19 protein-coding genes are annotated in these 20289 nt (G+C 72.8%); 12 read left to right on the forward strand and 7 right to left on the reverse strand.

Features of this window, described 5'->3' with window-relative positions:
- The first annotated feature begins 12 nt into the window (after positions 1-12).
- The 9 genes from purD to H5397_RS00670 all read left to right on the forward strand — a co-directional run bounded on the left by purD (position 13) and on the right by H5397_RS00670 (position 7190).
- Positions 13-1278, forward strand: coding sequence for a phosphoribosylamine--glycine ligase (gene purD, locus H5397_RS00630; protein WP_182814610.1), 1266 nt, complete (start codon positions 13-15; stop codon positions 1276-1278).
- Between the two features lie 29 nt (positions 1279-1307).
- The gene (locus tag H5397_RS00635; protein ID WP_182814378.1) at positions 1308-1451 is read left to right on the forward strand and encodes a hypothetical protein; all 144 of its coding nucleotides are present in this window, start codon (positions 1308-1310) and stop codon (positions 1449-1451) included.
- Between the two features lie 59 nt (positions 1452-1510).
- Entirely contained in the window at positions 1511-1750 is a 240-nt protein-coding gene (locus H5397_RS00640; RefSeq protein WP_182814379.1) for a CopG family transcriptional regulator, read from the forward strand.
- On the forward strand, positions 1747-2187 hold the full coding sequence (locus tag H5397_RS00645) for a TA system VapC family ribonuclease toxin (RefSeq protein WP_182814380.1): 441 nt from the start codon (positions 1747-1749) through the stop codon (positions 2185-2187). The genes H5397_RS00640 and H5397_RS00645 overlap by 4 nt, the downstream gene beginning before the upstream one ends.
- Positions 2188-2248: 61 nt before the next feature.
- Positions 2249-3679, forward strand: a complete 1431-nt coding sequence (purB, locus tag H5397_RS00650; protein ID WP_182814381.1) for an adenylosuccinate lyase — start codon at positions 2249-2251, stop codon at positions 3677-3679.
- A gap of 160 nt (positions 3680-3839) precedes the next feature.
- Positions 3840-4580 carry an amino acid ABC transporter ATP-binding protein gene (locus H5397_RS00655; RefSeq protein WP_182814382.1) on the forward strand — a complete coding sequence of 247 codons (741 nt, stop codon included), beginning with the start codon at positions 3840-3842 and terminating at the stop codon, positions 4578-4580.
- A 53-nt stretch (positions 4581-4633) separates the two neighbouring features.
- Positions 4634-5473: a glutamate ABC transporter substrate-binding protein gene (locus tag H5397_RS00660; protein WP_182814383.1), complete on the forward strand. Its 840-nt coding sequence runs from the start codon at positions 4634-4636 to the stop codon at positions 5471-5473.
- A 98-nt stretch (positions 5474-5571) separates the two neighbouring features.
- The gene (locus tag H5397_RS00665) at positions 5572-6243 is read left to right on the forward strand and encodes an amino acid ABC transporter permease (RefSeq protein WP_182814384.1); all 672 of its coding nucleotides are present in this window, start codon (positions 5572-5574) and stop codon (positions 6241-6243) included.
- Positions 6240-7190: an amino acid ABC transporter permease gene (locus H5397_RS00670; protein WP_182814385.1), complete on the forward strand. Its 951-nt coding sequence runs from the start codon at positions 6240-6242 to the stop codon at positions 7188-7190. The genes H5397_RS00665 and H5397_RS00670 overlap by 4 nt, the downstream gene beginning before the upstream one ends.
- 85 nt (positions 7191-7275) lie before the next feature.
- Here H5397_RS00670 and H5397_RS00675 read toward each other — a convergent pair whose 3' ends face one another.
- The 4 genes from H5397_RS00675 to H5397_RS18630 all read right to left on the reverse strand — a co-directional run bounded on the left by H5397_RS00675 (position 7276) and on the right by H5397_RS18630 (position 13045).
- The gene (locus tag H5397_RS00675; RefSeq protein WP_220491866.1) at positions 7276-8709 is read right to left on the reverse strand and encodes a nitronate monooxygenase; all 1434 of its coding nucleotides are present in this window, start codon (positions 8707-8709) and stop codon (positions 7276-7278) included.
- Positions 8710-8796: 87 nt separating this feature from the next.
- Complete coding sequence (locus H5397_RS00680; protein WP_220491888.1) at positions 8797-9600, reverse strand: pseudouridine synthase; 804 nt, start codon at positions 9598-9600, stop codon at positions 8797-8799.
- A 118-nt stretch (positions 9601-9718) separates the two neighbouring features.
- Complete coding sequence (locus H5397_RS00685) at positions 9719-12367, reverse strand: glucosidase (RefSeq protein ID WP_182814387.1); 2649 nt, start codon at positions 12365-12367, stop codon at positions 9719-9721.
- A gap of 45 nt (positions 12368-12412) precedes the next feature.
- Positions 12413-13045 carry a metalloregulator ArsR/SmtB family transcription factor gene (locus tag H5397_RS18630; protein ID WP_182814388.1) on the reverse strand — a complete coding sequence of 211 codons (633 nt, stop codon included), beginning with the start codon at positions 13043-13045 and terminating at the stop codon, positions 12413-12415.
- Between the two features lie 134 nt (positions 13046-13179).
- Here H5397_RS18630 and H5397_RS00695 point away from each other — a divergent pair, with 134 nt between their 5' ends.
- Genes H5397_RS00695 through H5397_RS00705 form a run of 3 tightly spaced genes read left to right on the forward strand, consistent with a single transcriptional unit; the run spans position 13180 to position 17286 of the window.
- Complete coding sequence (locus H5397_RS00695; protein WP_182814389.1) at positions 13180-13461, forward strand: DUF2249 domain-containing protein; 282 nt, start codon at positions 13180-13182, stop codon at positions 13459-13461.
- 19 nt (positions 13462-13480) lie between these two features.
- Positions 13481-14593: a hypothetical protein gene (locus H5397_RS00700; RefSeq protein WP_255438481.1), complete on the forward strand. Its 1113-nt coding sequence runs from the start codon at positions 13481-13483 to the stop codon at positions 14591-14593.
- Positions 14590-17286, forward strand: coding sequence for a multicopper oxidase domain-containing protein (locus H5397_RS00705; RefSeq protein WP_182814390.1), 2697 nt, complete (start codon positions 14590-14592; stop codon positions 17284-17286). Before H5397_RS00700 ends, H5397_RS00705 begins: the two co-directional genes overlap by 4 nt.
- An 11-nt stretch (positions 17287-17297) precedes the next feature.
- Here H5397_RS00705 and H5397_RS00710 read toward each other — a convergent pair whose 3' ends face one another.
- The 3 genes from H5397_RS00710 to H5397_RS00720 are packed head-to-tail and all read right to left on the reverse strand — an operon-like array spanning position 17298 to position 20209.
- Positions 17298-18536 (reverse strand): PQQ-dependent sugar dehydrogenase, encoded by a 1239-nt coding sequence (locus tag H5397_RS00710; RefSeq protein WP_182814391.1) that lies wholly within the window; start codon positions 18534-18536, stop codon positions 17298-17300.
- 45 nt (positions 18537-18581) lie between these two features.
- A complete protein-coding gene (locus H5397_RS00715; RefSeq protein ID WP_182814392.1) occupies positions 18582-19673 on the reverse strand; it encodes a GerMN domain-containing protein in 1092 nt (363 codons plus the stop codon).
- Positions 19670-20209 carry a SigE family RNA polymerase sigma factor gene (locus H5397_RS00720; protein ID WP_182814393.1) on the reverse strand — a complete coding sequence of 180 codons (540 nt, stop codon included), beginning with the start codon at positions 20207-20209 and terminating at the stop codon, positions 19670-19672. The genes H5397_RS00715 and H5397_RS00720 overlap by 4 nt, the downstream gene beginning before the upstream one ends.
- Positions 20210-20289 lie beyond the last annotated feature (80 nt).

Below are 20289 nucleotides of genomic sequence, written 5' to 3' on the forward strand. Positions count from 1 at the left end.
GTGTCCCGTGAACTGACCGTCCTCGTCCTCGGCAACGGGGGCCGCGAGCACGCGCTCGCCCTGGCCCTGCACCGCGACCCCTCGGTCGTCGCCCTCCACTGCGCCCCCGGCAACCCCGGCACCGCCGCGATCGCGACCAACCACGCGGTCGACGCGAGCGACGGCGACGCGGTGGTGGCTCTGGCCCGCGAGGTCGGGGCGACCCTGGTGGTCGTGGGTCCCGAGGCGCCCTTGGTGGCCGGGGTCGCGGACGCCGTGCGCGCCGCCGGGATCGCCTGCTTCGGGCCGTCGGCCGAGGCCGCCCGGATCGAGGGTTCCAAGCAGTTCGCCAAGGAGGTCATGGAGGCCGCAGGCGTGCCCACCGCAGCCTCGGTCTACTGCACCACCGTCGACGAGGTCGCCGCGGCGATCGACCGGTTCGGCCCGCCCTACGTCGTCAAGCAGGACGGACTGGCCGCCGGCAAGGGCGTCATCGTCACCTCCGACCGGGACGCCGCGCTCGAGCACGCTGACGGCGCCCTGCCCGCCATCGTCGAGGAGTACCTCGACGGTCCCGAGGTGTCGCTGTTCGCGATCACCGACGGGGTCACCGCGCTCCCGCTGCAGCCGGCCCAGGACTTCAAGCGCGTCGGCGACGGTGACGCCGGGCCCAACACCGGCGGCATGGGCGCTTACACGCCGCTGCCGTGGGCGCCCGACGGGCTCGTCGAGGCGATCATGCGCGACGTCGTGCAGCCGACCGTCGACGAGATGGCCCGTCGCGGCACCCCGTTCACCGGCCTGCTCTACGCCGGCCTGGCCCTCACCTCGCGTGGGCTGCGCGTGGTCGAGTTCAACTGCCGCTTCGGCGACCCCGAGACCCAGGCGGTGCTGTCGCTGCTGGAGTCGCCGCTCGGCGCGGTGCTGGACGCCGCCTCCACCGGCCGGCTCGCCGAGGTGGGGGAGCTGGCGTGGTCGCCGGACTCCGCCGTCATCGTCGTGCTGGCCGCCGACGGCTACCCGGGCGTCCCGGCCAAGGGCGGGTCCATCGCCGGGCCGCGCCTGTTCGGCTCCGACGACGCGGTGAGCATCCTGCACGCCGGCACGGCGCTGTCCGGGGACGACCTGGTCGCCGCCGGCGGCCGTGTGCTGGGAGTTGTGGCGCGGGCGTCCGATCTGGGCGCGGCGCGCGAGCAGGCGTACGGCGCCATCGACGCGCTCGACGCGCCCACGCTGTTCTGCCGGCGTGACATCGCTGAGCGGGCGGCGTCCGGTCTGATCGGGACGCCGGCGCTCTGAGGCGGGGTGCGGTCCCGAGGGTGGTGGACATGTCGACGACCGAATGCCGCCTGCGACGCTGGCACCCCGAGGACGCCGCCGTGCTGTACGCCGCAGTGCAGGATGAGGAGATCGCCCGCCAATTGCCGCCGCTCGAGACCGACCCGACGCCCGCGCGTACGCCGCATCATTGAGCAGGTGCGCTGATCATCATCATGCCTGACTTGGCGCATCATGATGCTAGCCTTGGTGCATGAGGACGACGATCACGGTGGCCGACGATGTCGCGGCCGAGATGGAGCGGCTGCGCCGCGAACAGGGGCTGGGCCCCAGCGAGGCGCTGAACCTGCTGGCGCGCCGCGGCATGACCGCTCCGCGCGTCGACTACGTGTACACCCCGATCACCTTTGACATGGGCTACACCATCGATGTCACCAACATTGGCGAGGTGCTCGACATGCTCGATCAGTGGGAGCTGGAGGAGCGCGCGTGATCGTCGACGCCAACGTGCTGCTGTACGCCGTGGCCCAGCAGTCGCCGCACCATCGGGCTGCAGCCGCGTGGCTGGACCGGGCGCTGGCGGGGGGCACCCGTGTCGGCCTGCCCTGGCAGACGATCGGCGCCTTCCTGCGCATCAGCACGCACCCGCGCATCCCCACCGTGTCGCTCACGCCCGGGCAGGCCCACGAGGTGATGGAGGGATGGCTCAGGTCTCCTGCCGTGTGGGTCCCGCCCGCGACGGAACGCACGGTGGCGATCTACACAGAGCTTGCCCTGCGGCACCACGTCACGGGGAACCTCGTGACCGATGCCCAACTGGCCGCCCTCGCGCTGGAGTACGGCGTGGCCGTGGTGTCGGCCGACAGCGACTTCGCCCGCTTCACCGAGGTGCGTTGGATCAACCCCCTGACCGAACGCACCAAGGCCTGAGGCCCGTTCGCGGCCGGACGCCGTGGGCGTGCGTCGAGCCGCCCGTGGGAGAATGCGGGCCATGACCGTCCCGAACGTGTTGGCCACCCGTTACGCGTCGCCCGCCATGCGCGACATGTGGAGCCCCGAGCACAAGATCGTCGCCGAGCGGAAGCTGTGGCTGGCCGTCATCGAGGCGCAGCGCGACCTGGGCGTCGACTTCGGCGGGGCCGACCCCGACGCGGTGCTCGACGCCTACCGCGCGGTCATCGACAGCGTCGACCTCGACTCCATCGCCGCGCGCGAGCGGGTGACCCGCCACGACGTGAAGGCCCGGATCGAGGAGTTCAACGACCTCGCCGGCCACGAGCACGTCCACAAGGGCATGACCTCCCGCGACCTCACCGAGAACGTCGAGCAGTACCAGGTGCTCGCCTCGCTGAAGCTGGTGCGCGAGCGCATCGTGACCGTCCTGGTGTCGCTCAGCCGCCTCGCCGTGCAGTACCGCGACCAGGCCATCGCCGGCCGCTCGCACAACGTGGCCGCCCAGATGACCACGCTCGGCAAGCGGTTCGCCACGGCGATCGATGAGCTGCTGGTCGCCTACGAGCGCGTCGACCAGCTCATCGACCGCTACCCGGCCCGCGGCATCAAGGGCCCGGTCGGCACCGCCCAGGACATGCTCGACCTGCTCGGCGGCGACGCCGCCAAGCTCGCCGACCTGGAGCAGCGGGTCGCCAAGCACCTCGGCTTCGAGCGCGTGCTCACCTCGACCGGCCAGGTGTACCCGCGCAGCCTGGACGTCGACGTGCTCTCGGCGCTCAGCCAGGTGGCTGCGGCGCCGTCGAACGTGGCGACCTCCATCCGGTTGATGGCGGGCGCCGAGCTCGTGACCGAGGGCTTCAAGGAGGGCCAGGTCGGCTCGTCCGCGATGCCGCACAAGATGAACACCCGCTCCTGCGAGCGCGTCAACGGCTTCGCGGTCATCCTGCGCGGCTACCTGTCGATGGTCGGCGAGTTGGCCGGCGACCAGTGGAACGAGGGCGACGTCTCCTGCTCCGTGGTCCGCCGCGTCGCCCTGCCGGACGCCTTCTACGCCCTCGACGGCCTCTTCGAGACCTTCCTCACCGTGCTCGGCGAGTTCGGCGCGTTCCCGGCCGTCATCGAGGCCGAGCTGCAGCGCTACCTGCCGTTCCTGACCACCACCAAGGTGCTCATGGCCGCGGTCCGCCACGGCGTCGGCCGCGAGGCGGCCCACGAGGCGATCAAGGAGCACGCGGTCGGCGTCGCACTCGCCATGCGCCAGGGGCAGAAGGAGAACGACCTGCTCGACCGCCTCGCCGCCGACCCGCGGCTCGGCGTCTCCCGTGAGGTGCTCGCGGACGCCGTGGCGAACCCGCTGGACCTCACCGGCTCCGCCGCCGCCCAGGTCCACGCCGTGGTCGAGCGCGTGCGTGAGCTCGCGGTGAAGCACCCCGAGGGCGCCTCCTACGCCCCCGGCGCCGTCCTGTAGGTCGCGCCACCACAGCGACGGACGATGACTTGCGGGGCGCGCAGAATCGCCCTTTCCCCGGCGTGACGTGAGTGGAACCGCTGATTTGTGACCGCATGGTTACCGAATTTCGCGCCCGAAGCGTGGACAGGCCCCACCGCCTCCTCGGTAGGTTCTCCCCATGGCTGAGCCGCTCGTGGTCCTCAAGGACGTCAACAAGCACTACGGGGACATGCACGCCCTCAAGCAGATCAACCTGACGATCGGCAAGGGCGAGGTCGTGGTGCTCATCGGCCCGTCCGGGTCGGGCAAGTCGACGCTGATCCGGACGATCAACCGCCTCGAGACGATCACCGACGGCACGATCACCATCGACGGCGTCGTGCTGCCCGAGGAGGGCAAGGGCCTGGCCAAGCTGCGCTCCGACGTCGGCATGGTGTTCCAGTCCTTCAACCTGTTCGCCCACAAGACGATCCTCGAGAACGTCACCCTCGGCCCGATCAAGGTGCGCGGCATGAAGAAGGCCGACGCCGACGCCAAGGCCATGGAGCTGCTCAAGCGCGTGGGCGTCGACCACCAGGCCGCCAAGTACCCGGCCCAGCTCTCGGGTGGCCAGCAGCAGCGCGTCGCGATCGCGCGCTCGCTCGCCATGGAGCCCAAGGTGATGCTCTTCGACGAGCCGACCTCCGCGCTCGACCCCGAGATGATCAACGAGGTCCTCGACGTCATGATCCAGCTCGCCAAGTCGGGCATGACGATGGTCGTCGTCACCCACGAGATGGGCTTCGCCCGCAAGGCGGCCGACCGCGTCGTGTTCCTGGCAGACGGCCAGATCGTCGAGGAGGCCGACCCCGACGAGTTCTTCACCAACCCCCAGTCGGACCGCGCCAAGGACTTCCTCGGCAAGATCCTGACCAAGTGACCCCTGTCCGAACCGCAACCGATTCGCCACCACCTGCAAGAGGAGAAACCACCATGTTGACCAAGAAGCTGATCGCCGCCGCCGCCTCGGCGGGCCTGGCGCTCACCCTGGCCGCCTGCGGCGGCGGTACGGCCACCCCGGGTGCCGGCGGGGCCGGTGCCGGCGACGGCATCACCATCGGCATCAAGTTCGACCAGCCCGGCCTCGGCCTGAAGGAGGGCGACGCCTACAGCGGCTTCGACGTCGAGGTCGCCAAGTACGTCGCGAAGGAGCTCGGCCACGAGGAGGGCGCCATCAAGTGGGTCGAGTCGCCCAGCGCGCAGCGCGAGACCCTCATCGAGACCGACCAGGTCGACCTGATCTTCGCCACCTACTCGATCACCGACAAGCGCAAGGAGCGCGTCTCCTTCGCCGGCCCGTACTTCATCGCAGGCCAGGGACTCCTGGTGCGCGCCGACGAGGCCGACATCAAGGGCCAGGACACCCTGGGCGGCAAGAAGCTCTGCTCGGTCACGGGTTCGACCCCCGCGCAGAAGATCAAGGACGCCTACCCCGACGTCGAGCTGCAGGAGTTCGGCACCTACTCCGAGTGCCTCCCGGCCCTGCTGAACGGCACCATCGACGCCGTCACCACCGACGACACGATCCTCGCCGGTTTCGCCGCCCAGCAGCAGTACGCGGGCAAGCTGAAGCTTGTGGGTGAGCCCTTCACCACCGAGAACTACGGCGTCGGCCTGAAGAAGGGCGACACCGCGCTGTGCGAGAAGGTCAACGCCGCCATCACCAAGATGGTGAGCGACGGCGCGTGGGAGGCCGCGATCGAGAAGACCCTCGGTGCGGCCGACTACACCCCCGGCCCCGGCAACCCGCCGACCCCGGCCGCCTGCTCCTGATCCCGTGCTGAGGGTGGGCGCGTCGCACCAGCGTGCGGCGCGCCCATCCCACGCTGACCTGTCCCATCAACGCTGACCCAACAACTCGGAGGGGGCGCATGCTCGACATCCTCGCGCGGTACGACATCGTCGGGGCGTTCTGGATGACCATCCAGTTGTCCTTCTGGGCGGCCCTCGGGTCGCTCGTCCTCGGCACGATCCTGGCCGTCATGCGGGTCTCGCCGGTGACGGTGCTCCAGAAGCTCGGCGCCTTCTACGTCAACGTCGCCCGCAACACGCCGCTGACCCTGATCCTGGTGTTCTGCGTGCTGGGCGCCTTCTACATCCTCCAGATCTCGCTCGCCCCGGCGAGCGCGCCGCTGCGCACGCAGATCTTCCTCTGGGCCCTCGTCGGGTTGTCCGCCTACCACGCCGCGTTCGTGTGCGAGGCGCTCCGCTCGGGCGTCAACACCGTGCCGGTCGGGCAGGCCGAGGCGGCCCGCGCGATCGGCCTGACGTTCACCCAGTCGCTGTCGCAGGTGATCCTGCCGCAGGCGTTCCGCGGTGCGATCGCGCCCCTCGGCTCGGTGCTGATCGCGCTGATCAAGAACACCACCGTGGCCTCGATCATCGGCAGCCAGGAGGCCTCGGCGATGATGAAGACGATCGTCGAGAACGAGACCGGCTCCCTGATCGTGTTCTTCATCTTCGCACTCGGCTTCGTCATCCTGACCCTCCCGATCGGCGTCGGCTTCACCGAGCTCTCGCGTCGCCTGGCGGTGAAGCGATGAGCGCACAAGCCGTCCTGTTCGACGCGCCCGGCCCCAAGGCCCGCCGTCGCCACGCGATCCTGACCGTGCTGGGCCTCCTGGCGGCCGCCGGCCTCATCGGTGCCTTCATCTGGCGGCTGTACGAGACCGCCCAGCTCGAGCCCCAGCTGTGGACGCCGTTCCTCGACGGGGCCACCTGGACCCAGTACCTGCTGCCCGGCCTGTGGAACACCCTGAAGGCCGCGCTGGTCTCGGTCGTCTTCGCCATCGTGTTCGGCCTCATCTTCGGCATGGGCCGCCTCTCGCAGATCAAGCCCCTGCGCTGGGCGTGCGGCGTGATCGTGGAGTTCTTCCGCGCCGTCCCGGTGCTGCTGATGATGACGTTCCTGTTCTACTTCATGGCCCGGAACCTGGGCGTGCCCGGTGCGGCGGCGTCCTTCTGGGCCGTCGTCATCGGCCTGACCCTGTACAACGGCTCGGTCATCGCCGAACTGGTGCGCTCCGGCGTCCACCAGCTGCCCAAGGGGCAGGGCGAGGCCGGTCTCGCGATCGGCCTGACCCCGGCACAGACGCTGCGGTCGATCCAGCTGCCGCAGGCGCTGACCGCGATGCTGCCGGCGCTGATGAGCCAGCTCGTCGTCATCCTCAAGGACAGCGCCTTGGGCACCGCGATCACCTACCCCGAGCTGATCGCCGCCGCGCGCCAGCTCGGATCGCGCCACGGCAACGTCATCGCCGCCTACCTGGTGGTCGGCCTGATCTTCGTGCTGATCAACTGGCTGCTGACGATCGCCGCCGGCCGCCTCGAGCGGTTCATCAACCGTCGCGGCCACACCGCCGCAGCGGCCACGACCGCGGCGTCCACCCTCGTGCAGGGTGGCGGCGCCCCCGGTGAGTTCGGGGCCAACATCGCCGACGCCGTCGAGGAAGAGGTCGACGACTGGCGGCGCGAACGCCACCACCGCTGACCTGCGGAGCACCGACCGGGCCGGACGCTGGGCGTCCGGCCCGGTCGTGTGTTCGGGGTCGGTCGGGACTGTCGGTCGAAGCCGGTCAGGCCGGGGCCGCGACGTCGCGCAGCAGCCACGAGACGGCCTGCGCGCCGGTCCACCCGTCGGGGTGCTCGGCCTGCAGGCCGTGCGCGCCGGCGAGGTCGGAGCCCAGGGTGACCGCGGGCTCCTCGACGTAGCCGCCCTTGCGGCGCTGGGGCATGCCGATGTTGGCGAACAGGGCGTTGCACAGGCACTTGCGTCCGTCAGTCTGCTGGACGTCGCCGCCCTTGCGCTCGAACATGTGCACGGGCTCGGACGCGCAGCGGTAGACGACCTTGCCCTCGGCAGTCTCGGCGGGCTGGCGCAGGTAGCCGAGGTCGCAGATCCGGTCGCGGGCGGCGTACACCTCGGGCTCGGACAGCGTGCCGGCCAACCGCGCCACCTTGAACGGGAACCCCGTCGGCGAGGCCAGCGCGTCGTTCTTCACCGTCAGCGTGCCCGCGCGCAGTTCGTCGAGCAGCTGCCCGCGGATCTCGTCGGTCAGCCCCGACTCGGCGGCGAGGGCGAAGATCGTGCCGCACTGGACGCCCTGGGCCCCGGCCCGCACCGCCGCCGCGACCTTCTTGGGGGTCGACCAGGCGCCGGCCAACCAGAACGGCAGGCCGAGGGCCACCATCTTCTCGATGTCAGCCTCGTCCTTGGGGGAGTAGATCGGCTCGCCGTTCTCGTCGAGGGTGAGCTTGCCGCGCGGGGGAGCGCTGTGGCCGCCGGCGACCGGCCCCTCGACGACGAAGCCGTCGGGGCGGATCTCGGGGTCGCGGGCGAGGTAACCGCCCAGCACGTGCAGGGAGATGATCGCGATGAACTCCGGCCGCCTCAGCTGGTGCACGGCGTCGCCGAGGTAGGTCACCGGGTCCAGCACCGCGGTGTGGGTGCGGGTCTGGGACTCGACCTCGATGGTCAGGCGGCCGGGGCGTCCGGCGGCGAACTCGGTGAGCACCCGCGGCATCTCCTTGGGGATGCCCGCGCCCATCAGCACGTAGTCGACGCCCGCCAGCATCGCGCCGAGCGTGGCCGAGAGCGTCGCGGTCTGGATCTTCTGCAGGAAGTTGATGCCCACCACGCCGTCGTGGCCCTCCTTGGCCAACCACACGTCGACGAAGTTGCCGACCAGGCTGAGCTCGATCGCCGCGCGGCTGGGGGAGATGGTGAGCGTGGGGTGGGGGCGGTAGGGCTGCCCCTCGGCGCGCCCGCCGGGCAGGAAGTAGGCGGCCAGCACCCGCTCGGCGATCTCGGGGACGGGGAAGTGCGCGATCGCGCGGCGGACGTGGCCGCCGGGGTCACCGTCCTGCAGCACGCGCGCGACGACGCCGTCGAGGGCGGTGCCGGACACGACGCCCAGCTGGCCGGACCGCGCGACCGCGTTGGCCAGCTGCCACGAGGACACGGCGACGCCCATGCCGCCCTGGATGATGGTCGGGTGGGTTCGGGACATCACGGAGCCGTTCACTAGGGGGCGTGTTCTCAACCTACGGTAACGTAGGTTGTGGCGTCCTGAAAGTGAAGGTGACCGTGGTTGCCATCAGGCCAGAGCGATCGCCGAGTCGAAGCGACGGTCGGTGCCGTCCACCGGGTCGACGAACGACAACGTGCGCGCGACCAGCCGCAACGGTTCTGCCGGGTCCTCGGGAGCGTCGGAGACCGTCGGGTAGAGCGGGTCGCCCACGATCGGCGCCCCCAGCCCGGCCAGGTGCACGCGCAGCTGGTGCGTGCGGCCGGTGCGCGGCTCGAGCCGGTAGAGGCCGTGGACGCCGCGGGTGCCGACGAGCGTGACCAAGGTCTCGGCGTTGGGCTCCGCGTCGGGGACCTCGACCGCCTGCAGGTGGCCCCGGAGCTTGACGATGTGGGAGCGGACGAGCGTCGGCTCGGCCAGCGCGGGCAGGGCGGGGGCGAGTGCCTCGTAGGTCTTCGACGCCGAACGCTGCTCGAAGAGGTCCTGGTACGGGGACCGCCAGTGCGGGGCCGTGGTGAACAGCAGCACCCCGGCGGTCAGCCGGTCGAGCCGGTGGGCGGGCGCGAGGTCGGGCAGGTCGAGCTGGCGGCGGAGCTTGACCAGCGCCGACGCCTGCACGTGGGCGCCGCGCGGGATCGTCGCCAGGAAGTGCGGCTTGTCCACCACCACGATGCGGTCGTCCCGGTGCAGGACGACCAGGTCGGGGACGTCTGCCTCGGGCGCGGCGTCCTTGTGAAACCAGATGAAGGTCGCCGGGGTGTACGGGGCGTCCGGCCCGATCGCGACCCCCTGACCGTCGACGAACCGGCCCACGGCGAGCCAGTCGTCCACGGGCACCCGCTCGGGGAGCCGGGCGCGCAGGAAGTCGCGCATCGTGGCGAACGGCGCCGGGGTGTCACCGACGCGCGCGGGCGTGCGGACCCACACGGCGTCCAGCCCCGCCCGCTGGGGCAGCGGCGAGCGTGCGCGTCGGCGTCCCACCCCGCACCCCTCAGGGGGTGCAGATGAGGTGCGCGACCATGGCGGTCCAGCCGGTCTGGTGGGCCGCGCCGAGCCCGACGCCGTTGTCGCCGTCGAAGTACTCGCTGAAGGTCGGGTGCGCCGCCCACAGCGGCCCGGTCGGCTGGTGGTACGGGTCGCCGGGTCGCCGGCCGTCGGGGCCGAGCCGGAACAGCGAGACCAGGCGCTCCTCGAGGTCGTAGGCCGCGTCCTCGAGCGACACGAAGTTCCCCGAGCCGCGGGGCAACTCGACCCGCATCGCCTTGCCGCCGTGGCGGGCGTAGGTGTGCAGGGCGTCCACGAGCAGCACGTTGATCGGGAACCACACCGGCCCCCGCCAGTTGCTGTTGCCGCCGAACATCGGCGAGTCCGACTCGCCGGGCACGTAGGCGATCGGCAGGTCCTGGCCGGCGACCGGCAGGTGCTGGCCGTCGCGGTAGGCCGCCGACAGCGACCGCACGCCGCCGGGGGCGTAGAACTCGACCTCGTCGAACATGCGCCCGACCATGCGGGCGAACCGCTCCGGCGGGACGACCGCGAAGGTGAGTTCGGCGCCCTCCTCGTCGGGGGTCGCGGTGAGCAGCTGAGCCAGGCGCCCCGGGAAGCGGCGCTGGAGCCAGCGCAGCCGGGCGGTGTAGTCGGTGAGCTCGGACGCCACCCAGTCGGGGGCGACCGCCACGGCCAGCAGGGGCAGCAGCCCCACCAGCGAGCGGACGCGCACCTTCTGCGACTCCGAGCCGTCCTCGCGCACGAGCACGTCGTAGTAGAAGCCGTCCTCGTCGTCCCACAGCGAGGTGGCGTCCGGGCCGAAGGCGTCCATGGCCTCGGCGATCGCGACGAACCGCTCGGTGAAGGTGGTGGCCACGTCGTCCCAGGCGTCGTCGCTGCGGGCGAGCTCGAAGGCCATCTTCAGCATGGACAGGCAGAAGAACGCCATCCAGCTCGTCGCGTCGGACTGCTCGAGCACCCAGCCCTCGGGCACGTCGTGCGACCGGTCGAACACCGAGATGTTGTCCATGCCGAGGAAGCCGCCCTCGAACAGCTGGGAGCCGTTGAGGTCGGTGCGGTTCACCCACCAGCCGAAGTTCAGCATCAGCTTGGTGAAGACGCGGACGAGGAACTCGCGGTCCCAGCCGCCGTCGGCGATGAACACCTGCCAGGCCGCCCACGCGTGCACGGGCGGGTTCACGTCGCCGAAGTCCCACTCGTAGGCGGGCAGCTGGCCGTCGGGGTGCTGGGCCCACTCGCGGCACATCAGGATGAGCTGGTTCTTGGCGAACGACGGGTCGACGTGGGCCAGCGCCACGCAGTGGAACGCGAGGTCCCAGGCGGCGAACCACGGGTACTCCCACGCGTCGGGCATCGAGATGATGTCGGCCAGGTAGAGGTGCGACCAGCCCTGGTTGCGGGGCGGGCGGTTCACCGGCGGGCCCACCGGGTCCCCGGCCAGCCAGTCGGCCACCGGGTAGCGGTACAGCTGGCGTCCCCAGAGCAGCCCGGCGAACGCGCGGCGGGCGGTCAGGCGGTCCTCGTCGGTGGTCTCGGCCGGGATCACCGCGGCGTAGAACTCGTCGGCCTCCTCCCGCCGGTTGCGCAGCACGGCCTCGAACGCCGCGCCGAACAGGTGGGTGGGCGGCGGCTCGTCGGACAGCCGCAGGTCGACGGTCACGGTCTCGCCGGGGGCGACCGCGTCGAAGTGGTAGCGCAGTGCCACCTTCGTGCCGGTGCGCGCCGGGTTCAGCAGCGAGTCGTCGCCGTGCACGATCGCGCGGTCGACCGCCGTGGTCGGGTGGGGCGAGCGCCGCGGCTGGCCGAAGGTCGCCTCGTCGTCGGTCTCGTTGTCGCAGAACAGCAGCTCGGGGCGTCCGCGGCCGTGCAGCCGGTACCGGCCGAGGAAGCCGTGCTCGGCCTCGATCGCAACCGCCCCGCCGGTGCTCAGCTCGGGCGGGCGCACCTCGCGCAGGCTGGGGCGGCGGTCGTCGTTGCCCCACGACCATGTGTTGCGGAACCACAGCTGCGGGACGATGTCGAGCGGCGCCGCCTCGGGTCCGTGGTTGGTGGCGGTGATGCGGATGCAGATGTCGTCGGGGGACGCCTTCGCGTGCGTCACCAGGACGTCGAAGAAGCGGTCCTCGGCCAGCACGCCGGTGTCGGCGAGCTCGTACTCCGGTTCGTCACGGCCCCGGGCCGCGTTGCCGGCGCGCAGCTGCTCGTACGGGTAGGCCGCCTGCGGGTAGCGGTAGAGCTGCTGGGCCCAAGCGTGGGTGGGGGTGGCGTCGACGTCCCACCAGAACTCCTTGACGTCCTCGCCGTGGTTGCCCTCGTGGTTCGTGACGCCGAACCAGCGCTCCTTGAGCCGGTCGTCGTTCCCGTTCCAGAACGCGACCGCCAGGTTGAGGAAGCCGTAGCGGTCGCACAGGCCCGCGATGCCGTCCTCGCCCCAGCGGTAGGCGCGGGTGTGGGCCTGGTCGAACGGGAAGTGCCCCCAGGCGTCGCCGTCGTCGGAGTAGTCCTCGCGGACCGTGCCCCACTGGCGCCCGGCCACGTAGGGGCCCCAGAGGCGCCAGGCGTCCTCGTCGGTCGGGGACTCGGCCAGTCGGCGGTGCTCTGCCGTGTGTTGCGGCGCGCTCTTGGGTCGCATGGTTTTCACCCTAGCGGGCGGCCGGAGCGGCCTTACGGGCGGGGGTCAGGCCACGTCGATCCGGCACGCCCCGGGCTCAGCGAACGGCACCAGCCGGGCGCGCTCGTCGCCGGACGCCCCGGCCACCAGTCCGGCGTGGATCGCGCAGACCACGGAGGGGTGCTCCACGGCGGCGTCGAGGATCGGGCAGGCGCGCAGCCGGATGCTGTCGCCGTCGACCTCGGGGTCGAAGCCCAGGTCGCGCAGCACCGCGACCAGGGCGGGCCGCGAGGGTGCGGCGACCCGCTCGACGCCCCACGACCGCCCGATCGAGCGGGCGATCTCCTCCGAGCCGGGGACCTCGGCGAGGTGGCTCACCACGACCGAGAGGATCTCGGCGTACGCGGCGGCCGAGGGATCGCCGGCGACCGCGCGCCGGCCGGCGTCGGTGAGGGTCCAGCCGAGCGCGGGGCGTCCGGGCCCGGTGCGGGGGAGCGGGGCCGCCTCCGCGAGCCCCTCCTCGACCAGCGCGTCGAGGTGCGCGCGGGTCGCGTTGGGGTGCCCGCCGATGCGCGTCGCGAGCTCGGCCAGCGGGACGCCCTCGCCCAGCTCGCCCAGCAGCGCGGCCACGCGGGCGCGGGCCGGCGGCAGCGTCGGCTGGGGTGCGGGGCGGCTCGGCCCGGGCGTCGCGGAACTCACGATTCCCATCCTAGTGGATTACTTACAGTTCATCCTGTATAAATGGCATCAAGGGTGGCCCCGAACCGGACTCACGGGGCCACCCTTCACACCGGACGCACTCAAGGTGCGCGAACTCCCCGAGGAGGAGACCCATGACCGACCTGCCCGTCGTCGAGAAGCCGACCTGCACCTGCGGCCACCACGACGAGGAGCTGCCCGTGCTCGACGCCCGCGCGATCCCGCACGCGATCCGCCACGCGGCCATCCTCGGCGCCGTCGCGTCGCTGAGCCCGGGCAAGGCGCTCGCGCTGGTCGCCCCGCACAACCCGCTGCCGCTGCTCGCCCAGATCCGTGAGGCCCACGGCGACGCCATCGAGGTCAGCTACCTGCAGGAGGGCCCCGAGGCCTGGACCCTCAAGCTCGCCCGCGCCTGAGCGGAGCCGCCACCCCACCATGACCGCCCCCGCCAGCGCCGCGCCGCGTCCGGGTGACCTGGAACCTCGTCCCGGGCACGGCTCCCGGCGCTGGCGGGTGGCGCTGCTCGGACTCGGTGGGGCGTCCCTGCTCGCCGGCCTGGACGCCGCCCTCGTCGCGCTCGGCGTCTGGGCCCCCGTGCCGGCCGCGCACCTGCCCGGGGTGCACGGGATGGTGATGGTGCTCGGGTTCATGGGCACCCTGATCTCGCTCGAGCGGGCCCAGGCGCTGCGGCAACCCTGGGCCTACCTCGCCCCGGCGCTGCTGGGGTCCGGCGGCATCACCCTGGCCGCCGGCCTCCCCGTCCTCGGGCAGCTGCTGCTCGTCCAGGGCGCGGCCGCGTTCCTCGCGGTCTACCTCGCGCTGTGGCGGCGCGCGCCGCTGCCGCTCGTCGCGGTGCAGGTGCTCTCGACCATCCCCGCGCTGGCCGCCGCCGCGCTGTGGTTCCGCGTCGACCTCGCCGCCCTCATCCCGCTGCTGGCCGCCTTCCTCGTGCTCACCATCGCCGCCGAGCGCGCCGAGCTGGCCCAACTCGCCCTCGGCCCGCGCGCCGTCCCGATCCTGCTGGTCCTGTCCGCGTGGGTGACCGGGGCCGCGGCGTCCGCCCTCGTCTGGCCGGACGCCGGCGCCCGGCTCCTCGGCGCCGGGCTCCTGGCCACCGCGGCCTGGCTCGCGCGCGACGACGTCGCGCGTCGGATGGTGCGCACCACGACCGGGTTGCGCCGCTACAACGGGGCCGCGCTGCTCGCCGGGTACGCCTGGCTCGCGGTCGCCGGGCTGGTCTGGCTGGTCGGGGGCGCGCCCGGCTCCGACGCCGCCTACGACGTCGTGATCCACACCACCTTCCTGGGCTTCGGGGTCTCGATGGTGATGGCCCACGCCCCGATCATCTTCCCGGCCGTGCTGGGGCGCCCGTTGCCCTACCGGCCCATCCTGTGGCTGCCGCTCGCCCTGCTGCACGGCGGCCTGCTGTTCCGTGTCGTCGGTGACGCCCTGGGCCGGGGTGCCCTGTGGCAAGGAGGTTCGGTCGTGACCGTGGTGTCGTTGCTCGTCTTCGCGGCCAGCGCCGCCTGGTGCGTGGTGCGGGCATGAGCGCGAGCACCCCGACCCCCACCCGGCCCGGGCCCGCGGCGTCCGCGCGCCCGCGCACCCGCCGCCTGCGCGACCAGGTCGCGCTCGGCTGGCTGGCCGGCGCGGTCGTCATCACCGTGGTGCACCGCTGGGTGCCCGACGCGACGTGGCTGATGATCCACCTGGTGCTGCTGGGCGCGCTCACGCACTCCGCGCTGGTGTGGAGTGAGCACTTCGCGCACACGTTGCTGCGCACCCTGCCCGACGACGCCGGACGCCGCCGCCAGGACGCGCGCGTGCTGCTGATGGCGGCCGGCGGGCTGGCGGTGTTCGTGGGCGTGCCGCTGGCGCAGTGGTGGCTCGTCGTGCTCGGGACGGTGCTGGTCTCTGTGGCGGTGCTGTGGCACGCCGTACACCTGGTCGCCGTGCTGCGCGGGGCGCTGCCGAGCCGGTTCCGGGTGGTGACGCACACGTACGTGGCGGCGTCCCTCTTCCTCCCGGTCGGCGTCGGCTTCGGCGCCGCCCTCGCCCTCGGCCTGCCTGAGGAGTGGCACGGCCGCCTGCTCGTCGCCCACCTCGCCTCGAACCTGCTCGGCTGGGTCGGCCTCACCGTCGTCGGCACCCTGGTCACCTTCTGGCCCACGATGCTGCGCACCCGCATGGACGACCGCGCCGAGCGCCTCGCGCGGCAGGCCCTGCCGATCCTCGTGGCCGGGCTGGTCGTGCTGGTGGCCGGGGCGCTGCTGGGCTGGCGCCCGCTCGCGCTGGCGGGGGTCGTCGGGTACGCGTTGGGCCTGCTCTGGTGGGGCCGCGCGCTCGCCCGTCCGCTGCTGGCCAAGGGGCTGCACGAGTTCGCGCCGGCCTCGGTGCTGGCCGCCCTCGTGTGGGGGCTGGCCGGCATCGTCTGGGTCGCCGTGCTGCTGGTGCTGGCGCCCTCGTGGGGGTCGCTCGGCGACGTGTTCCCGCTGGTCGGGGGCGTGCTCGCTGTCGGCTTTGCCGCGCAGATACTGTCGGGGGCGTTGTCGTACCTCATCCCGTCGGTGATGGGCGGCGGCCCCCGCGTCGTCCGCGCCGGTCAGGCCTGGTTCGACCGCTGGGGCACCGTGCGCCTGCTGGTCATCAACGCCGGCCTCATGCTCTGGCTGATGCCGGCGCCCTCGTGGGTGAAGGTCACGGTGTCGACCGTGGTGCTGGCGGGCCTGGTCGCGTTCCTGCCGCTGCTCGTGCTGGGCGCCCGCGCGTCGGCCCGCGCCCGCCGCGACCCGGACGCCGTGGCGCCCGAGGCCCGCCCCTTCTGGACCGGCAACCAGGTCGTCGCCGCCGTGGCGGCCCTCGCGCTGTCGGTCACCGCGGGCGTCGCCGTCGATCCGGCGGCCGCCGGGCTGGTGGGTTCGGGGCCGGCCGCACCCGCGGCGTCCGGGGTCGCGCCCTCCGGCAACACCACGCGCGTCGAGGTGACCGCGCACGGCATGGAGTTCACCCCCACCCGCATCGAGGTGCCCGCCGGCGACCGGCTGGTCGTGGTGCTCACCAACACCGACCCCGTCATGGCTCACGACCTCGTGCTCAACGGCGCCCGGACGCCGCGCGTCGCGCCCGGCGCCACCGCCGAACTCGACGCCGGGATCATCGGCGCCGACACCCAGGGCTGGTGCTCCGTCGCCGGGCACCGGCAGATGGGCATGGTGCTCGACGTCGTGGCGCTCGGGGCTCCCACCGGGGCGGCGGCCGCCCCACGGGCGGACCCGGCTGGCGGACATGCCGGGCACGGGGCGTCCGGGGCCGGGGCGGGGACGGCGCCCGGGGCAGCGATCCCGCCCACCAACCCCGCAGAGACGCTCGGCACGTTCGTGGACCCCGTGCTGCCGCCGCTGTCCGACGAGACCGTGCGCAAGGTGACGTTCACCGTCACCGAGGTGCCGCTCGAGGTCGCGCCCGGCCTGTGGCAGACCCGCTGGACCTTCAACGGCGGCTCCGTCGGCCCCGTGCTGCACGGCCGCGTCGGCGACGTGTTCGAGGTGACGCTGGTCAACGACGGCACGATCGGGCACTCGATCGACTTCCACGCCGGGGCCCTCGCCCCCGACCGGCCGATGCGCACCATCGCGCCGGGGGAGTCGCTGGTCTACCGCTTCACCGCCACCCGCGCCGGCATCTGGATGTACCACTGCTCGACCATGCCGATGTCGAGCCACATCGCCGCCGGCATGCACGGTGCGGTGGTGATCGAACCCGAGGGGCTGCCCGCGGTCGACCACAGCTACGTGCTGGTGCAGTCGGAGGTGTTCCTCGCCAACGCGGCCACCTCAGCCGAGCAGGCGCTCGAACTCGACGCCGACAAGGTCGTCGCCGAGCGCCCCGACCGGGTGGTGTTCAACGGCATCGCCAACCAGTACGACCTGCACCCCTTCACGGTGCGGGTGGGCGAGCGGGTGCGGTTCTGGGTGCTGGACGCCGGGCCGAACCGGGCGAGCTCGTTCCACATCGTGGGGGGCCAGTTCGACACCTCCTGGACCGAGGGGTCGTACACGCTGCGCCGCGGCGAGGGAGCCTTCGGGGCCACCGACGGCGGCGCGCAGGTGTTGCCGCTGCTCCCCGCGCAGGGCGGGTTCGTCGAGCTGACCTTCCCCGAGCCGGGCCACTACCCGGCCGTGTCGCACGTCATGGTCGACGCCGAGCGCGGCGCGCACGCCGTCGTGGAGGTGTCTCCCTGACGCGGGGGACGTCACGGCGGGGTGAGCTGCAGCAGCCGTCCGCCGGGGGTGTCCTCGACGAGCCAGATCGACCCGTCGGGTCCCTGCGCGACGTCGCGGATGCGCTGGCCCATGTCCCACTGGTCGGCCTTGGTCGCGTTGCCGCCGTCGAGGTCGACGCGGATCAGCGCCTGACCCGAGAGAGCGCCGATGAAGGCGTCGCCGGTCCAGTCGGGGAACGCGTCGCCGGAGTAGATCATCAGCGAACCCGGCGAGACCGAGGGCGTCCACCACACGTAGGGGGCCTCGAAGCCGTCGCCCGGGGTGTGGTCGGGGATCTCGCCGCCGCCGTAGTGCGAACCGTTGGACGCCTTGGGCCAGCCGTAGTTCATCCCCGGCGCGATCAGGTTGAGCTCGTCGCCGCCCTGGGGCCCCATCTCGGAGGCCCACAGCCGGCCGTCGGCGTCGAACGCGAGGCCGAGGGGGTTGCGGTGGCCCCAGCTCCAGATCTCGTCGGCCGGCGACCCGTCCGCGGCGAACGGGTTGCCCGGCGCGGGGTGGCCGTCGGCGGTGAGCCGCACGATCGTGCCGAGGGTGTTCGAGAGGTCCTGGGCGGGCTCCATCTTCTGCCGGTCGCCCGAGCTGATGAACAGGTACTGCCCGTCGGGGGAGAACGCCAGCCGGTGGCTGAAGTGCCCGTTGCCGGAGACCTTGGGTGTCTGCCGCCAGATGACCGTGAGCCCCTCCAGTCGGGGCGAGCCCTCGGTCACCAGTGTCGCCCGGCCGACGGCGGCACCCGAGCCGCCCTGCCCGGCCTCGACCCAGCTGAGGAGGACGGTGCCGTCCTCGGCGAAGGTGGGGGCGGCGACCAGGTCGCCCAGCCCGCCCTGGCCGGCGTCCACGACCTCGGGCAGGCCCTCGGTGACCTCGACCATGCCGTCGGGCCCGTACAGCCAGAGGCGGCCGCTGCGCTCGGTGATGGCGAGCAGGTCCGTCCCCGGCAGGAACTCCAGGGCCCACGGCTCGTCCAGGTCGGCGCTCTCGTTCACCACGAAGGGGCGGCCGTCGGGGGCGGTGCGGGGTCCGGACGCCGGCGTCCCGGTCGGGCTGCCTGCCGTGCTCGCGCCCCCTGCCGGGATGGCGGCGGTGGTCGCCGCGGGCCCGGACGAGGCGCCGGGGCCGGTCGGGGCGGGGCTGGTGGCGGGCGCCGAGCACCCGGTGACAAGGGCCGCGGCGGCGAGGGCGGCGGCCAGGCTGCATGGTCGTCCCATGTCACGAGGCTACCGGGCCACCCCGACGGGGTGGCCCGGGCCGGTTCACCCGACGGTGAACACCTTGGTCTCCGACGCCGGGGGACCGGCCTCACCGCCCGACGGGTCGTCGAGCGTGACGCGCACCTCGTAGGTGCCCGGGCCCAGCGGCGGGAGGTCGAAGGCGAACGGCGCCAGGGTCATGCCCTCGTCGGTCTGGGCCACGCCCTCGGCGACGACCCCGGAGTTGGGATCCGGCCCGCGGACCTCCCAGAGGATCGTGCCCTCGAAGGCCGCCGCCAGCCCGGTGACCCGCACCGGCGACGAGACCGTGGCGCCGTGCGCCGGGGTGTCGATCAGCAGCCGGACGGCGCTCTGGGTGCCGTCGCCGCGGCCCATCGGCCGGTCGTAGACATTGTGCCCGGTCGCGAACTCGCGACCCTCGATGGTGATGAGCACGCGATCGGTGGGCGCGAACGCCTCGGTGACCGTCCAGACCAGCTGGTCGACCATGAACCCCTCGTAGGAGGCCCCCAGGTTGAAGTCCAGCGCCTCGCGCGACAGGTCTACGGTGATCACGTCGCCGTGCTTCGCGATCCCCAAGATGCGCGTGGCCGGGTTCCACAGGTTCGCGGCCTCGGGGTCGCTCGGGCCGGCCAGCATCGCCTCGAGCGCGCCGCGCGCGGGGGTCTCGGCCGACACCTGCTTGAGCTCGCGCACCAGGTTGGGGAAGGAATCGGTCGGCACGAAGTACACGTACGTCCCGACCGTGCGCGCCCCGGGCGCTCCGGACGCCGTGGGCGCGGCCGAGCCGGGGGTCGGGGAGGCGGACGGGGAGGCCGCAGCGGAGGAGACACCCGACGGCGAGGGCGTCGGCGACACCGAGTCGACGGGGGGCGGCGCCACGGGCGTCTGCAGCGGGTTCGGCACGGCCGTGTCGGGGACGCGGAACACGTTGGTCTGGACCCACCACACCGCGAAGGTGAGCAGGACGGCGGCCACGGCCGCGGCGAGGACGCGGCCGCCCCAGTGGGCGCGGCGCTCCTCGGTGTCGAGGCGGTCGCGCTCGGCGGCGACGGCGTCCACCGAGATCGGGATGTCGACGGTGCCGGCGACGTCGCGCAGGTCGGCGCGGAGCATCTGCTCGAGCTCGTTCATCGCAGGGCTCCCTTCTGCGGGTCGGTGGGGCGGCCGCCGGGCGAGCCCGCGGCGTCCGGGTAGTGCGAGCGGAGGGCGGACATCGCCCGGTGGGAGGCGGCCTTCACGGCGCCCACGGTCATGCCCAGGGCCTCGGCGGTCTGGGCCTCGGTGAGGTCCTCGTAGTAGCGCATCACCACGACGCGCCGCTGGGTGGGCGTCAGGGTGGCGAGCATGCGGGCGACGCGGTCGCGGTCGGCGACGCGGTCCTCGAAGGAGCCCGGCGCGGGCCGGTCGAAGTCGAGCCCGACGGCGACCTCCCCCTTCGTGCGCCGCCACCGGTCGATGTTGCCGGTGATCACGGCGCGGCGGGTGTAGGCGAGCGCGCCCTCGGCGTCCAATCGCCCCCAGGCCTGCAGGGTCTTGGCGTAGGCGTTCTGGACCAGGTCCTGCGCGTGCCCGCGGTCGCCGGTGAGCAACCACGCGGTGCGGGTCAGCGACGGTGCCGACGAGCGCACGAACTCGGCGAACGCCTCGTCGGGTGCCGGTGCCCTCATGGCCCACCTCCTCAACGGTCAGCGTCCCACGTGGGACGCCCTGCACAACGCAGCTGGGACACAGAAGGTTACGCGCGTCC

It is taken from the genome of Propioniciclava sp. MC1683 (assembly GCF_014164675.1).
Classification (GTDB): Bacteria; Actinomycetota; Actinomycetes; order Propionibacteriales; family Propionibacteriaceae; genus Propioniciclava.

What these genes read in the sequence shown, in the direction of transcription:
- H5397_RS00635 (WP_182814378.1), top strand. Translation starts at nt 1,308, where the DNA reads ATGTCGACGACCGAATGCCGCCTGCGACGCTGGCACCCCGAGGACGCC.
- H5397_RS00640 (WP_182814379.1), top strand. Translation starts at nt 1,511, where the DNA reads ATGAGGACGACGATCACGGTGGCCGACGATGTCGCGGCCGAGATGGAG.
- purB (WP_182814381.1), top strand. Translation starts at nt 2,249, where the DNA reads ATGACCGTCCCGAACGTGTTGGCCACCCGTTACGCGTCGCCCGCCATG.
- H5397_RS00655 (WP_182814382.1), top strand. Translation starts at nt 3,840, where the DNA reads ATGGCTGAGCCGCTCGTGGTCCTCAAGGACGTCAACAAGCACTACGGG.
- H5397_RS00660 (WP_182814383.1), top strand. Translation starts at nt 4,634, where the DNA reads ATGTTGACCAAGAAGCTGATCGCCGCCGCCGCCTCGGCGGGCCTGGCG.
- H5397_RS00665 (WP_182814384.1), top strand. Translation starts at nt 5,572, where the DNA reads ATGCTCGACATCCTCGCGCGGTACGACATCGTCGGGGCGTTCTGGATG.
- H5397_RS00670 (WP_182814385.1), top strand. Translation starts at nt 6,240, where the DNA reads ATGAGCGCACAAGCCGTCCTGTTCGACGCGCCCGGCCCCAAGGCCCGC.
- H5397_RS00675 (WP_220491866.1), bottom strand. Translation starts at nt 8,709, where the DNA reads ATGTCCCGAACCCACCCGACCATCATCCAGGGCGGCATGGGCGTCGCC.
- H5397_RS00680 (WP_220491888.1), bottom strand. Translation starts at nt 9,600, where the DNA reads ATGCGCGACTTCCTGCGCGCCCGGCTCCCCGAGCGGGTGCCCGTGGAC.
- H5397_RS00685 (WP_182814387.1), bottom strand. Translation starts at nt 12,367, where the DNA reads ATGCGACCCAAGAGCGCGCCGCAACACACGGCAGAGCACCGCCGACTG.
- H5397_RS00695 (WP_182814389.1), top strand. Translation starts at nt 13,180, where the DNA reads ATGACCGACCTGCCCGTCGTCGAGAAGCCGACCTGCACCTGCGGCCAC.
- H5397_RS00700 (WP_255438481.1), top strand. Translation starts at nt 13,481, where the DNA reads ATGACCGCCCCCGCCAGCGCCGCGCCGCGTCCGGGTGACCTGGAACCT.
- H5397_RS00705 (WP_182814390.1), top strand. Translation starts at nt 14,590, where the DNA reads ATGAGCGCGAGCACCCCGACCCCCACCCGGCCCGGGCCCGCGGCGTCC.
- H5397_RS00710 (WP_182814391.1), bottom strand. Translation starts at nt 18,536, where the DNA reads ATGGGACGACCATGCAGCCTGGCCGCCGCCCTCGCCGCCGCGGCCCTT.
- H5397_RS00715 (WP_182814392.1), bottom strand. Translation starts at nt 19,673, where the DNA reads ATGAACGAGCTCGAGCAGATGCTCCGCGCCGACCTGCGCGACGTCGCC.
- H5397_RS00720 (WP_182814393.1), bottom strand. Translation starts at nt 20,209, where the DNA reads ATGAGGGCACCGGCACCCGACGAGGCGTTCGCCGAGTTCGTGCGCTCG.